We start from the raw sequence: 13,340 nt of genomic DNA, 5'->3' as shown, positions 1-13,340 counted from the left end.
GACTGGCTCGAGCGTCGCGGGACCACTCACCGCGGCACCCGCGGCAGCCCCAGGCCGAACATCGCGATGAGCTCGCGCTGCACCTCGTTGACCCCGCCACCGAAGGTGAGCACGAGGTTGCGCTTGGCCTGGGCGTCCAGGTAGTCGAGCAAGGCCTTGGTCTCCTCCTCGGCCGGGTCGCCGTAGCGGTGCACGATCCCGCCGAGGTCGGCCGCCAGGTGCTGGACCTGGTCGGCGGCGAAGACCTTCGACGACGACGCGTCGCCCACCGAGACCTCACCGGTCGCGGCGGCACGGGCGACCTCCCAGTTGAGGAGCTCGTTGACGCGGAAGGCCGCAGTGACGCGTCCCATCACGTCGCGCACGTCGGCGCGGTCGATCACCCCGGCCTTGGTCGCCCAGTCGGCGACCCGGTCGCGCAGGCCCTCGATGCGCCCGGCCGGACCCAGCATCACCCGCTCGTGGTTGAGCTGGGTGGTGATCAGCTTCCACCCCTGGTTCTCCTCGCCCACGAGCATGTCGACGGGCACGCGGACGTCGTTGTAGTAGGTCGCGTTGACGTGGTGGGAGCCGTCGGCGGTGATGATCGGCGTGAACGAGTAGCCCGGGTCCGTGGTGTCCACGATGAGGATCGAGATCCCCCGGTGCTTGGGCGCCTCGGTGTCGGTGCGGACGGCCAGCCACACGTAGTCGGCCTGGTGCCCGCCGGTGGTCCACATCTTCTGGCCGTTCACCACGTAGTGATCGCCGTCGCGGCGTGCCGTCGTGCGCAGCGCGGCCAGGTCCGTGCCCGCGTCGGGTTCGCTGTAGCCGATCGCGAAGTGGACGTCACCGGCGAGGATCTTCTCGAGGAACATTCCCTTCTGCTTCTCCGTGCCGTAGCGGATCAGCGTGGGGCCGACGGTCTGCAGCGTCACGGCCGGCAGGTGCACGTCGGCGCGCTGGGCCTCGTTGGCGAAGAGCGTCTGCTCGATCTCGCCGAGCCCGTGGCCGCCGTACTCCTTCGGCCAGCCGACGCCCATCCAGCCGTCGGTGCCCATCTGCTTGACGACCCGCTGGTAGGTCGGGCCGTGGCGGTCGCGACCCATGTCGACGTGCTGGTCGTGGGAGGCGAGCCCGGTGAAGTAGTCGCGCAGCTCGCCCTTGAGCCGGCGCTGCTCCGCGGTGAGCTCGAGGTTCTTCGTGGTCGGGTCCTCGACCGGCACATCGCCGGGCAGGCACTCAAGCGCGTGCGCGATGTCGGTGATCCAGGAGAAGTAGTGATGCAGCGGGTAGGTCTCGTCGACCCCCATGCCGCCGTGCAGGTGGTGACAGGTGCGCAAGGCCTTCGGGCCTTCGGCACCGATCCAGTACGACGCCACGGCGAGGTCGTCGGCCGCGTCCAGGCCGGCACCGACTCGCCACACGGCGTTCTCCGCAGCGAGGGCGATCGTCCGCGAGGCGATGTAGACGTCCGCGATCTGCATCGCGACCGCCTGGAACTGCGCCAGCGTGCGGCCGAACTGGGTGCGGCCCTTGATGTAGGTGGCGGTGAGGTCGCGCGCCCCCGCGACGACACCGGCGGCCGTCAGCGCGAGCCCTGCCACCGCGTGGTCGACCAGCGTCCGCGCAGCGCCGGCGCCGAGAAGCTCGGCGGGCGCGCCGTCCAGGACGACCGTGTGGGTCGTGATCCGGGCCGACGAGCCCGACTCGAGCAGCGTGACGCCCGGGCCGTGAGGGTCGACGAGCGCGACGACCACGTCGTCCCCGTCGAGGGCCGTCACGAGCAGGCGCGCTGCGGTGTCGGCGTAGGTCACGGCGATCTTGCGTCCCGTCACCGTGCCGGCGGCGAACGTGGTGCCGGGCCGGTCGGTGATCGCGAGCCCGACCTCGCGCAGGGCCGGCGTGAGCACGGTCTCCCCGGACGCGACGCCAGCCAGCAGCGCCTGCTGCTCGGGCGTGCCGTGGGCGGCGATGGTGAGCGCCCCGCAGCACAGCGTCTCCCACACGGGCAGGTGCACCCCACGCACCCCGGTCTCGCGCAGCAGCACGCCGACCTCGGCGAGACCGAGGCCCTCCCCGCCCTGCGCCTCGGGCACCGCGAGCCCGAGCATCCCGGCCGACGCGAGCGCCGCCCAGTCGCCGTCCCGGTCGAGCGCCTGCCCGATGACGGAGCGCACCGCGTCGATAGACTCCTGGTCTGCCTGGGTGAAGCCATCCGAACCCACGTCGATCTCCTGTACGTGTCGGGGTCGCTGATCAGCGAAACTGTAACCTGTTCTAGTCTAGGGGACCAGATGCCGAGGGAGGGTCGATGGCCGTGTTCTCACCGGGGGCGCTCGTGCGCCGTCAGGTCTACATCCCGTGGGTGCGCATCCCCCCGGGCCGCCTGGTGGAGCTGCCCGGTCGCGGCGGGTCGACGTACGTCACGGACACGCCGGGCCCCTCGGCCGACTCCCCCACGATCGTGCTCCTGCACGCGCTCGGTTGCACCGGCCTGCTGACCTGGTTCCCCGCGATCGAGCCGCTCTCACGCCGTTTCCGCGTCGTGACCCTCGACCAGCGCTGGCACGGCCAGGGCATCCGCAGCGAGGAGTTCTCCCTCGTCGACTGCGCCGACGACGTTGCGGCCCTGATCGACGTGCTGGGGCTCGAGGACGTGATCATCGCCGGCTACTCGATGGGTGGCGTCGTCGCCCAGCGGGTGTGGCGGCAGCACGCGGACAAGATCCAGGGCCTCGTGCTCTGCGCGACGACCGACAAGTTCCAGCTCAACGCCGCCGAGCGGCTCTTCTTCAGCGGCATGGGCGCCACCATGCTCGGCGCCCGCGGCGTCTCGCGATCCCGTACGGCGCTCACCGCGGCCCGCGCGACCGCCCGGGCCCTGGACCTGGCGCCCTCCGACATCCACGAGTGGGCGATGCGTGAGTTCCGCTCCACCAGCCCCTGGGCCGTGGGGCAGGCGCTCGCGGCGCTCGGGCGCCACCACTCCCGGCCGTGGCTCGGGCAGATCGACGTGCCGACGGCTGTCGTCGTGGGCCTGCGCGACCGCGTCATCCCGGCGGCGCGCCAGATCAGCCTGGCCCGGGCCATCCCCGGCGCCACGATCCACGACATCGACACCGGCCACGCCGGGTGCGTGCTCGAGTCCGAGAAGTTCGTGCCGGCCGTCGTCGAGGCCGCGGCCACGGTCAACGCGCGTCGACGCGACTTCCGCCGACCGGCCTGAGCCTGCCACGCCCCCGACCCTGCGAGATCAGGCCGGAGGCTTCGACCGCTTCCTGGCGCGAGCCTTCTCCAGCGGCGTCGCCTCGTCGCTCGCCGCTGCGACGGCCTGGCTCAGCCGCTCCAGCTCGAGGGGGAAGTGCTTGACCAGCGACTCCACGTCGGGCATCGACTCGCGGCACGCGATCACGCCGACGTTCAGACGGCCGTCGTTGGACATGACCGTGATGTTGACGCCGGCGCCGTGGAAGACCGGGCCGAGCGGATAGAGACCGATGATCTGCGCCCCCATGAAGAAGAGCGGCATGGGCGGCCCGGGCACGTTGGAGATCACGAGGTTGTGGACCACCGGGTGCTTCTCGGCCAACCGCAGCCCGGCGTAGGCCCGCACCGCGAGGCCGAAGGTGCGTGGGGCAGCGAACTCCGCCCAGTCCTGCAGCGCGTCGGCGCTGATCGCGTTGTGGTGCTCCTTGGCGTGGCGGTTGGACTGCGCCATGTCCTGGAGCCGCTCGAGCGGGTCCTCGACGTCGGTGCCCAGCCGGGCGAAGAGCGTGGAGACCTTGTTGGCCCCGCCGTCGCGTCTCGACTGCTCGCGCACGCTCACCGGCACCGAGGCGAGCAGCGAGCTGTCGGGCAGCTCGTCGCGCTCTTCGAGGTAGGCGCGCAGGGCGCCACCGGCGAGCGTCAGCACGACGTCGTTGACGGTCGTGCCCGTGGCGGTCTTGATGTCGCGCACCACCTCCAGGTCGAGGTCGGTCACCCCGATGGTGCGGTGGCCGGTGATGGTGCCGTTGAACGACGTACGGGGGGCCGTGAGGGGCGCGGCCATCGCCGTGCCGGCTCGGGCGCGGCTGATCGTGCGCGTCACCCCCTTGGCCGTCGGGGCCAGGATGCGAGCGGCGTGCACCGGTCGGGTGAGGTTGGCGAGGACCGCGCGCCCCAACAGCTCGCGCGCTCCGGCCTCGCGACCGTGCTTCTCCCCCGCCATCAGCGCCATCGGCTCGGCGTCCGGCTCGAGCGCGCACAGGTGGGAGATCAGGTTGGAGCCCGAGACCCCGTCGACCGTCGCGTGGTGCATCTTGGTGAAGACCACGACCTTGTCGCCGCCCTCGTAGCCCTCGATCACCCACATCTCCCACAGGGGTCGCGAGCGGTCCAGCGGCAGTGCGGCGAGGTGGGAGGCGAGCGACACCAGCTCGGCGTAGCCGCCCGGGCTCGGCAGGGCCAGCCGGTGCACGTGACGCTCGATGTCGAACTGCTTGTCCCGCACCCAGATCGGGTGGTCGAGCCCCATCGGCACGCGGCGCAGCTTGCGGGTGAACGCCGGGACGCCCTTGACCTGCTGGTCGATCGCCTCCTGCATGGCCCCGAAGGAGTACGGCGCCGGCATGGTCGCCGGGTCGAGGACGATCAGCCCGCAGACGTGCATGAGCTGGGCCGGCGTCTCCAGGTAGAGGAAGCTGGCGTCGAGGCCTGACAGGCGGTCCATGATCGGCATCCTAGGCGTGGGAAGTAGAACGTGTTCTCAACGAGTCGTCTAGCCTGGTGTTATGGGCTTCCTTCGTCGCCAGGTCGTCATCGCCGCTCTCACGGCCAACGCCATCCGACCGCTGCCGGGCTTCCGCGTCAGCTTCTCCGTGTTCTTCGCCGGGTGGTTGACCGGTGAGCTGGCACCGCAGGTGCTCGCGTTCACGGCGGCCGACGCCATCACCCACGCGACGGGTCGCCGGCGTGACCCGCTCGGCCTCGCCCTGGCCGGTGCGAGCGCCGCGGGGCTCCTCTTCCTGGTCGACCAGGCCCGCCGCGTCGGCACCGAGGTCGAGGACGCACTGGCGGAGGGTATCGGCCTCGACTACGTCGAGCAGCTCGACCACGCGCCCACGCCGGCGGAGCTCGCCGTGCCGTGGCGCAAGCTCGTCTACCCCTTCCGCCTGCGCAACGACCAGGTCCGCGTCGAGCGCAACATCGCCTACAACGACCACGGCAAGCGGGGCCTCCTCGACATCTACCTCCCGGTCGGCCGTCCGCCCGAGGGTGCTCCGGTGCTCCTGCAGGTGCACGGCGGCGGCTGGACCATCGGCAAGAAGGAGGAGCAGGGCATCCCGCTGATGCAGCACCTCGCGGCCAAGGGCTGGGTGTGCGTCGCGATCAACTACCGCCTCACGCCGCGCGACCCGTTCCCCGCGCAGGTCATCGACGTCAAGCAGGCCATCGCCTGGATCCGCGAGCACATCGGGTCCTACGGCGGCAACCCCGACTACATCGCCATCACCGGCGGCTCTGCCGGAGGCCACCTGGTCTCGCTCGCGGCGCTCACCGCCGGTGACACCTCGTGGCAGCCGGGCTTCGAGGACGCCGACGCCTCGGTGCAGTGCGCCGTCCCCCACTACGGCATCTATGACTTCGCGGGCTCGACCGGTCTCAAGAGCGCCATCTTGATGCGCGATCGGTTCCTCGGCCCCCGCGTCCTCAAGAAGCGTTGGGAGTGTGACCCCGAGGCCTTCGAGGACGCCTCCCCCATCCTGCGGATCACCCCCGACGCACCCGACTTCTTCGTGCTCCACGGCGCCCACGACTCCCTCGCCCACGTCGACCAGGCCCGACTGTTCGTCGAGAAGCTGCGCCGGGTCTCCAAGCGGACGGTCGTCTATGCCGAGCTCCCCGGCGCCCAGCACGCCTTCGACGTCTTCCCCTCGATCCGCTCCGCTCACATCGTGCGCGCGATCGATCGCTACCTGCACTGGCACTGGAACACCTACCGCCGCGAGCACACCTGAGCCCAGTCGGCGCGATGGTGCACGGCCCGCCGAGACGGCGCAATGGTGCTCACCCGGACCGGGACCGAACGGGGGAGGAAGTCACGCAGCGGTGCGTGGGATCCTCCCCGGTCGACTGCCTCGCACTCGGGCAAGCAGGCGCGCACCGCGCCCTCCCACCCGCGCGCCACGGGCACCCGCCCGAGCACGCCCGCGAGGCGGCACTGGGCGATCACCTGACGCCAGCCCGCGCGGAGCGTGGCCTCACCCGCGACGAGGGCGTCCAAGTCACCCTCGAGGTCGGCCCAGCGATCAGATGCGCGCTCGTGGCCGAGCCGCCCGTCCAACTCCACGACCGTGGCCTGCTCGGGGTAGGCGACATCCTGGAAAGCCACACGGTCGCCGTGCGTGACTCGCACCTGGCGGGCTCCGACCGGCAGCCCGTGCGCCCGCTCGACACCGAGGAGGAAGCGCCGCTCCATGGCGGAGTAGGCACCACTGGCCACGTCGTTGAGGACCTCCCGCACCAGAGCGCGCCGCGGCAACCGGGGCAGCAGCTCGAGCGCGGACAGCAGCCGGGCAGGGGTCGTACGACGCGACTGCACCGCGTCTGCCAGCCGTGCCACGGCGGTGTCCTCGTCGCGGGCGGCCGAGGCGTGCATCACGACCGCGTGCTCTAGACGCAGCCGGGGCGGGCTGAGGTGGTGCTGCACCGCGTCGTCGTAGCAACGCAGCCGGCTCGTGCTCACGCCTGAGGGATCATCGACGCTGCGGCCGGCGGCCACGACCACCGTGATGACCTCGGGCGCCCTCACGGACGTCAGCCCGTGGGCGTGCAGCGCGGCTGCTCCAGCCAGGGCAGAAGGGTGGTGCAGCAGCACCGCCGCCCAGGCTCGCTGCCGCCAGGTGGGCTCGCCGGTGTGGTCGATGTAGACGCCAGTGTGGAGGCGCGTCAGCTCGCGTTGCCGCACCAGGCGGGCAAGGTCGCGGTCGTTGCCTCCGAGCCCCCTCACCTGGCGCCGCGAGATCACGCCGTCCTGACGCTTCAGCAGCGCTTCGTACGTCTTCTGCTCCATGCGGCGAGCCTGCCGCGGGGCGAGACCAACGGCCAGTGGCACTGGTCGGGCCTGTGGACGAGCCCCTGAGGACACGCGCTCGAGAGCCCGGCGCCGACCGGGGAGGAAATCACGCAGCGGGTGCGTGATTTCCTCCCCGGTCGCCAGCCGGTCAGCAGCAGGTCAGCAGCAGGTCAGCGCGGCAACCCCAGGATCCGCTCGCCGACGATGTTGCGCAGGATCTGGGTGGTGCCGCCGGCGATGGACAGGCACCGGGTGTTGAGCATCTCCCAGACGGCGGCCCTGACGTCGGGGTCGTCGGTGACGAGACGGTCGCCGTAGAGCTCGACCACCAGCTCGGCGCCGTCCTGGCGGTTGCGGACACCGAGGAGCTTGGCGACGCTCGACTCCGCACCGGGGCCCTGGCCGGCCAGCGAGCGCAGGGTGGAGCGCGTGCCGAGGAGCGAGCAGACCGTCGAGAGCGCAACAGCGCGGCCGATCCGCACCCGCTCTGCCACGGTCATTCCCACCGCAGCCCCAGCCCGGGCCCCAGCCCCAGGCCCCACCCCAGTGCTGGAGCCGGAGCCGGCAGAAGCCAGCGCCACGGCCCGCTCCGTGCTCTTGTCGAGGCGGCTGGTCGCCATGGCGACCCGCTCGTTGGCCAAGGTCGTGCGCGCCAGGCGCCAACCATCGCCCTCGCCGGCCACCAGGCAGTCGTCAGGCACGAAGACGTCATCGAGGAAGACCTCGTTGAAGAGCGCCTCGCCGGTGATCTCGCGCAGGGGACGCACGTCGATGCCGGCACTCCTCATGTCGACGAGGAAATAGCTGATGCCCTGGTGCTGCGGGACGTCCGCGTCGGTGCGCGCCAGGCAGATGCCCCAGTCAGCCTTCTGGGCGACCGACGTCCACACCTTCTGCCCCGAGAGTCGCCAGCCGCCCTCGACCCGCGACGCGCGGGTGCGTAGCGACGCCAGGTCGGAGCCTGAGCCCGGCTCGGAGAAGAGCTGGCACCAGGTGAGCTCGCCCAGCAGCGACGGTCGGACCAACCGCTCCCGTTGCTCCGGCGTCCCGTGCTCGAGGATCGTGGGCAGGGCCCAGCCGGCGATAACGATGTCGGGTCGCTCGACCCGCGCACGCGCCAGCTCCTGGTCGATGACCAGCTGGGTGACGGCGTCCGCCCCCAGGCCGTACGGCGCCGGCCAGTGCGGCGTCAACAACCCGGTGTCGACCAGGCCGGCGCGCAGCTGGTCCGACCCTGCTGCCGCGACCCGGTCGACCAGGGACGCGATCTCCTCGCGCACCGCGTCGTCGCGCCCGTCGAGGTCGACCGCGACGCGTCGTCGCGTGCCGGCCACCGCGCTCGCCGTCAGGGACAGTGCGGCCTCGTCCGCCGAGCCCAGCAGGCCCCGCAGCGTCAGCGCCCGGCGCAGGTAGAAGTGCGCTTCGTGCTCGTAGGTGAAGCCGATGCCCCCGAGCACCTGGATGCAGCTCTTCGCCACCGACACGGCGCCGTCGAAGGCCACCACCGAGGCGACGTCCACCGCGAAGGCCCACTGCTCCTCGTCGCCGAACGCCGCGGACGCGACGTCCCATGCCGCCGCCGTGACCGCCTCGGCGGTCTCGAGCATCTCGGCGCACAGGTGCTTGATCGCCTGGAAGGACCCGATCGGCTTCCCGAACTGCTCGCGCACCTTGGCGTGGTCGACGGCGGTCTTCAGGCACCAGCGCGCGACGCCGGCAGCCTCGGCGGCCGCGAACGTGATGGCCGTACGACGCACCAGGTCACCGCTCAGCCCGGCCACGCGGACCACCCCTGCGGCGTCGAGATCGACCCGCGCCGATCCGTAGCGCCGGGTCAGGTCGAGCCCCAGCAGCCCGGTCACGTCGGCGGCCGTCGCGGGCACGACGTACCACTGGTCGTCGGCGTCGCTCAGGAGCAGGTGGGTGGCACCGGGCGCGTCCCAGACCACGGCGAGCGCGGGATCCAGCGCCAGCCCGAAGGACGCGCCGGAGCCCAGCACCTCGGCCAGCCCGGGAGCCGTCTCCATCACCGGGGCAAGCACCGACATCGCCACCACGGTGGACAGCAACGCTCCGGGCACGAGCTCGTGGGCACACGCTTCGAGAGCAACCGCGACATCCAGCGCGGTCCCGCCACCGCCACCGACCGACTCCGGCAGGCCGATGGTCGCGACCCCCATCTCGACGACCGACGCCCACACCTCACCGAACGCAGCAGCCGGCTGCGCATCGACGGCGCGAGCAACATCGATGCCCTTGAGCGAGCCCGCCCACGTGCGCATGCTGGCCGCCAGCTCGACGTGCTCGTCGGAGATCCCGATCGACATGCGGGCCCTTTCTGGAGGAGGCCAAAACTAGAACGTGTTTCATATTCTAGAGTCATGGTCGTGTCCGACACCAGCATGCCCGCCGACCTGCTCGCCCACGCACTCGCTGCCAAGGGCTTCATGCCCGAGGACGAGGGCCTCCTGCTGCACCGGGTGGCATGTGAGCGACTCACCCACGGCCCAGCGCTGGAGGTGGGGACCTACTGCGGGAAGTCCGCGATCTACCTCGGCGCGGCCGCCCGCGAGGTCGGAGGCACGGTCTTCACCGTCGACCACCACCGCGGCTCCGAGGAGAACCAGGCCGGCTGGGAGCACCACGACGCCTCGCTGGTCGATCCGGAGACGGGCCTGATGGACACGCTGCCGGTCTTCCGCAGGACCATCGCCGCCGCCGGCCTCGAGGACCAGCTCGTCGCAGTGCTGGGGAGGAGCACCACGGTCGCGGCGCTCTGGCGCACCCCGCTTGCGATGCTCTTCATCGACGGCGGTCACGCCGAGGTCGCCGCGCAGGACGACTACACCGGCTGGGCCCACTGGGTGATGCCCGGCGGCAGCCTGGTCATCCACGACGTCTTCGAGCACCCCGCCGACGGGGGCCAAGCACCCTTCCACGTCTTCCGGCGCGCGCTCGACAGCGGCGCGTTCGTCGAGGTCGACACCCTGGGCTCAATGCGGGTCCTGCGGCGGCTCACCGGCGATGCGGGCCACCCCGTCGGCTGACGCGCCTCAGCCGACCGGATCCCCCACGGTGCACTCGCACTCGAGCATCAGCTCGGCGAAGTGCGGCGCCAGCGACGTACCGCGCATGATGCCCGAGCCGGCCGTGCTGTGGCCGTGGGTCTCCCCGAGGGCGTCGATCGCGAGGATCACGGCAGCAGCGGTGTACGTCGTGTGCTCGTGCGGCCAGTTGACGTCGTCGCCGTAGACCCAGCCGGTCCAGTACTTCCCGTCCTCGCCCCGCAGGTGCTGCATGTCGCTCACCAGCCGCAGGGCGCGGCGGTGGTCGCCGATCGCGTCGAGGGCCATCGCGAGCTCACAGGTCTCCGCGCCGGTCACCCACGGGTTGGTGTCGACGCAGTGGATGCCGAGGCCCGGCACCACGAAGTCGTCCCACCGCGTCTCGAGCAGCGCGTAGGCGGCGTCGCCGCGGACAGCTCCACCGAGGACCGGGTAGTACCAGTCCATCGAGTAGTTCGCCTTGTCCTCGAACATGTCGGCGTGCTCGCGCACGGCGTGCCCGAGACGGCCGCCCGCGATCTCCCACTCCGGCTGCGGGTCGTCGAGCAGGTCGGCCAACGCCACACCGGCGCGGAGCGAGTGGTAGATGCTCGAGCAGCCGGTGAGCAGCGAGAAGCTCTCGGTCGGGGTCCAGTTGATGCCGCCGAAGGCCACCTGCTGCGACACAACCCAGTCGAGGCCGGCGCGCACCGAGGGCCAGTGGCGCCGGACGAAGCCGATGTCACGGCGTACGAGCCAGTGGTGCCAGATGCCGACCGCGAAGTAGGCCGACATGTTGACCTCGCCGCGCGGGTCGTCGACCTCACCGGCCACGATCTTCATCGGCCACGAGCCGTCCTCGCGTTGCATCGTCGGGACCCAGGCATAGGCACGCTCGGCGGCCTCCACCTCGCCACCGACGAGGAGCGCCATGGCCGCCTCGACGTGGTTCCAGATGTCGACGTGCTCGCCCACCGTCCACGGGATCGCCCCGCTCGGCTCCTGCATCGCCGCGATCGACGCCGCGGTCTCTGCGACCTGGGCCGCGGTCAGGATGCCGTCGACGTAGGGGATCCGCGCCAACGGGTCAGACATTGCCGTCCAGGGCATCGGTCTCGGGCTTGCGGAAGTAGAGCACCATGCTCTTGCCGATCATCGGGTCGAGCACCTTGCCGGCGAGCTGCAGGGCCTTGGGCTGCTTCATGATCTCCCACACGAGGAGCTTGTGGTAGGCCTTGGCGAGCGGGTGGTCGTCGTTGGTGACACCGACCGCGCACTTGATCCACCAGTAGGGCGCGTGCAGCCCGTGGGCGTAGCCCTTGCCCTCGAAGACCATCGCCTCGCCGGGCGTGCCGTCGTTGAAGCGGCCGGCCTTGGTGACCTTGTCGACCAGCTCGTGGTCGGTGTAGATCCGGATGTGGCCGCCCTCGGCGTTGTGGTAGTCGTCCGACAGCTTCCAGTTGATGACCTCGGGCAGCCAACGGGGCACGGAGATCGCCATGGTGCCGCCAGGTCGCAGCACACGGACCAGCTCCTTGATGGCCTCCACGTCGGCGTGGATGTGCTCGAGCACCTCGGCCGCGACGATCCGGTCGAACTCACCGTCGGCGAAGGGCAGCTGGAGCGCGTCGCCCTGCTTGATGTCGGCCTCGGCGCCCACCGGCACCTCGCCGGCCTGCTTCATCGCGGAGAAGAGCTCGAGCACCCCGGAGAGCTCGTCGGCGTCCATGTCGAACGCCACCACGTCTCCCCCGCGGCGATACATCTCGAACGCGTGGCGACCTGCGCCACACCCCATGTCGAGGACCCGGTCGCCGGCCTTCAGGCCCAGGCGGTCGAAATCAACGGTCAGCAAGGTTCTTCCTCTCGGTTCCTGCGGTCGACGCGCCGGCGGCACGCTCGTGCTCGAAGTCGGCGATGACCTCGCCATAGGCCTGGGCGACGGTCGCGGCGACCGCTCGCCAGCTGAACAGCTCCTCGACCCGCTGACGACCGGCTGCGCCCATGCGCACGCGCTTGGCGGGGTCGTCGAGCAGGCCCTCGATGGCGGCCTTGAGCTCGCCGACGTCCCCGGGGGTGACCACCTCGGCGCAGAGACCGTCGGGGCCCACCACCTCCGGGATGGCACCTGCGCGGGAGACGACCAGCGGCGTCGCGCAGGCCATCAGCTCGGCGGTCGGGAGCGAGAAGCCCTCGTAGAGCGAAGGCACGCAGGCGAGCTCGGCCGAGCCCATGAGGTCCACGAGCTCCTCCTCGCTGACGCCGTGGACGAAGCGCACCGCGTCGCCGATCGAGAGCTTCTCGATGAGCTTCTCGGTGCGACCGCCGGCCTGCGGCTTCGTCACCAAGATCAGCTCGACGTCCCGCTCGGTGCGCAGCTTGGCGAAGGCCTCGAGGAGCGTGGCGATGCCCTTCATCGGGGCGTCCGCGCTCGCCATCGCCATGATCCGGCCGGGGACGCGCGGCTTGGTGGGCGGCTTGAAGCCGTCGTCGACGCCGAGCAGGATCACCTGCATCTTCGCCGGGTCCACCCCGAAGTCGGTGGCGATGTCGCGCTTGGAGGTCTCCGACGGGGTCATGATCTTGCGTGCCTGCCGGGCCACCTTGCCCTGCATCCGCAGGAAGCCGTACCAACGACGCAGGGTGACCTTGCGCCACGGGTTGCGGGTCTGCGCGAGGTCGATGCGCCGGTCGAAGGTGATCGGGTGGTGCAGCGTCGTGATCAGGGGCAGCCCGAGCTTCTCGATGTCGAGCATCCCGTAGCCGAGCACCTGGTTGTCATGGGCGATGTCGAAGTCACCGACGCGCTCGGCGAGCAGCCGCGCGACCCGCTTGGAGAACGTCTTGGGCTCCGGGAAGCCCGCGGCGCACATCGTGGCGAACTCCTCGACGTCGATCAGGTCGCGGAACTCCTTGAGCTGAGGCACCCGGAACGGGTCGGGCTCGCGGTAGAGGTCGAGACTCGGCACCTTGGTGAGGGCGACGCCCTCGTCGAGGTCGGGGTAGGGCTGTCCGGAGAACACCTCGACGGTGTGGCCGAGGCGGGTGAGCTCTCGGCTGAGGTGGCGCAGGTAGATGCCTTGGCCCCCACAGTGCGACTTGCTGCGGTAGGACAGCATGGCGATGCGCACGCGTCACGACCTCTCTCTGGGTAACGGTGATGCGACCCCCGCGGGATCGCATCGACATCCGGACACTTGCCGGAAGACTGACACGCCGGGCCGGACGAAGTGGAACGTGTTCCTATTATGACCCAC

The 13,340-nt window shown here is 71.0% G+C and carries 10 protein-coding genes; 3 read left to right on the top strand and 7 right to left on the bottom strand.

Annotation, left to right across the window (positions count from 1 at the left end):
- Positions 1-26: 26 nt before the first annotated feature.
- The gene (locus tag BM204_RS08475) at positions 27-2,207 is read right to left on the bottom strand and encodes an acyl-CoA dehydrogenase family protein (protein ID WP_246166006.1); all 2,181 of its coding nucleotides are present in this window, start codon (positions 2,205-2,207) and stop codon (positions 27-29) included.
- A gap of 86 nt (positions 2,208-2,293) precedes the next feature.
- On the opposite strand from BM204_RS08475, the gene BM204_RS08470 reads away from it, so the two are divergent.
- The gene (locus BM204_RS08470; protein WP_091111995.1) at positions 2,294-3,208 is read left to right on the top strand and encodes an alpha/beta fold hydrolase; all 915 of its coding nucleotides are present in this window, start codon (positions 2,294-2,296) and stop codon (positions 3,206-3,208) included.
- Positions 3,209-3,235: 27 nt separating this feature from the next.
- Here BM204_RS08470 and BM204_RS08465 read toward each other — a convergent pair whose 3' ends face one another.
- A complete protein-coding gene (locus BM204_RS08465) occupies positions 3,236-4,693 on the bottom strand; it encodes a WS/DGAT/MGAT family O-acyltransferase (RefSeq protein ID WP_091112123.1) in 1,458 nt (485 codons plus the stop codon).
- 61 nt (positions 4,694-4,754) lie between these two features.
- Between BM204_RS08465 and BM204_RS08460 the strand changes: the two genes are divergently transcribed.
- Positions 4,755-5,981, top strand: coding sequence for an alpha/beta hydrolase (locus tag BM204_RS08460; protein WP_091111994.1), 1,227 nt, complete (start codon positions 4,755-4,757; stop codon positions 5,979-5,981).
- On the opposite strand, the gene BM204_RS08455 is transcribed toward BM204_RS08460, so the two are convergent.
- Together BM204_RS08455 and BM204_RS08450 are read right to left on the bottom strand one after the other, a co-directional pair.
- Positions 5,960-7,036 carry a type IV toxin-antitoxin system AbiEi family antitoxin domain-containing protein gene (locus BM204_RS08455; protein ID WP_091111992.1) on the bottom strand — a complete coding sequence of 359 codons (1,077 nt, stop codon included), beginning with the start codon at positions 7,034-7,036 and terminating at the stop codon, positions 5,960-5,962. The two genes, BM204_RS08460 and BM204_RS08455, sit on opposite strands and share 22 nt — an antisense overlap.
- A 173-nt stretch (positions 7,037-7,209) precedes the next feature.
- Positions 7,210-9,366, bottom strand: a complete 2,157-nt coding sequence (locus tag BM204_RS08450; protein ID WP_091111991.1) for an acyl-CoA dehydrogenase family protein — start codon at positions 9,364-9,366, stop codon at positions 7,210-7,212.
- Between the two features lie 60 nt (positions 9,367-9,426).
- Here BM204_RS08450 and BM204_RS08445 point away from each other — a divergent pair, with 60 nt between their 5' ends.
- Complete coding sequence (locus BM204_RS08445) at positions 9,427-10,086, top strand: class I SAM-dependent methyltransferase (RefSeq protein WP_246166002.1); 660 nt, start codon at positions 9,427-9,429, stop codon at positions 10,084-10,086.
- 6 nt (positions 10,087-10,092) lie between these two features.
- Here BM204_RS08445 and BM204_RS08440 read toward each other — a convergent pair whose 3' ends face one another.
- The 3 genes from BM204_RS08440 to BM204_RS08430 are packed head-to-tail and all read right to left on the bottom strand — an operon-like array spanning position 10,093 to position 13,214.
- Entirely contained in the window at positions 10,093-11,178 is a 1,086-nt protein-coding gene (locus BM204_RS08440) for a prenyltransferase/squalene oxidase repeat-containing protein (protein ID WP_174812986.1), read from the bottom strand.
- Positions 11,171-11,938 (bottom strand): class I SAM-dependent methyltransferase, encoded by a 768-nt coding sequence (locus tag BM204_RS08435; protein WP_174812985.1) that lies wholly within the window; start codon positions 11,936-11,938, stop codon positions 11,171-11,173. The genes BM204_RS08440 and BM204_RS08435 overlap by 8 nt, the downstream gene beginning before the upstream one ends.
- The gene (locus BM204_RS08430) at positions 11,925-13,214 is read right to left on the bottom strand and encodes a glycosyltransferase family 4 protein (RefSeq protein ID WP_091111989.1); all 1,290 of its coding nucleotides are present in this window, start codon (positions 13,212-13,214) and stop codon (positions 11,925-11,927) included. The genes BM204_RS08435 and BM204_RS08430 overlap by 14 nt, the downstream gene beginning before the upstream one ends.
- Between the last annotated feature and the right edge of the window lie 126 nt (positions 13,215-13,340).

Source organism: Nocardioides psychrotolerans (assembly GCF_900113685.1).
In the GTDB taxonomy this organism is placed as follows: domain Bacteria; phylum Actinomycetota; class Actinomycetes; order Propionibacteriales; family Nocardioidaceae; genus Nocardioides; species Nocardioides psychrotolerans.
Note: the sequence above shows the minus strand (reverse complement) of the source record. Positions and strands in the feature narration are given on the sequence as shown.

Bases quoted from the DNA above. Each gene is read 5' to 3' on its own strand.
- BM204_RS08470 (WP_091111995.1), top strand. From the start codon at position 2,294: ATGGCCGTGTTCTCACCGGGGGCGCTCGTGCGCCGTCAGGTCTACATC.
- BM204_RS08460 (WP_091111994.1), top strand. From the start codon at position 4,755: ATGGGCTTCCTTCGTCGCCAGGTCGTCATCGCCGCTCTCACGGCCAAC.
- BM204_RS08465 (WP_091112123.1), bottom strand. From the start codon at position 4,693: ATGGACCGCCTGTCAGGCCTCGACGCCAGCTTCCTCTACCTGGAGACG.
- BM204_RS08455 (WP_091111992.1), bottom strand. From the start codon at position 7,036: ATGGAGCAGAAGACGTACGAAGCGCTGCTGAAGCGTCAGGACGGCGTG.
- BM204_RS08440 (WP_174812986.1), bottom strand. From the start codon at position 11,178: ATGTCTGACCCGTTGGCGCGGATCCCCTACGTCGACGGCATCCTGACC.
- BM204_RS08450 (WP_091111991.1), bottom strand. From the start codon at position 9,366: ATGTCGATCGGGATCTCCGACGAGCACGTCGAGCTGGCGGCCAGCATG.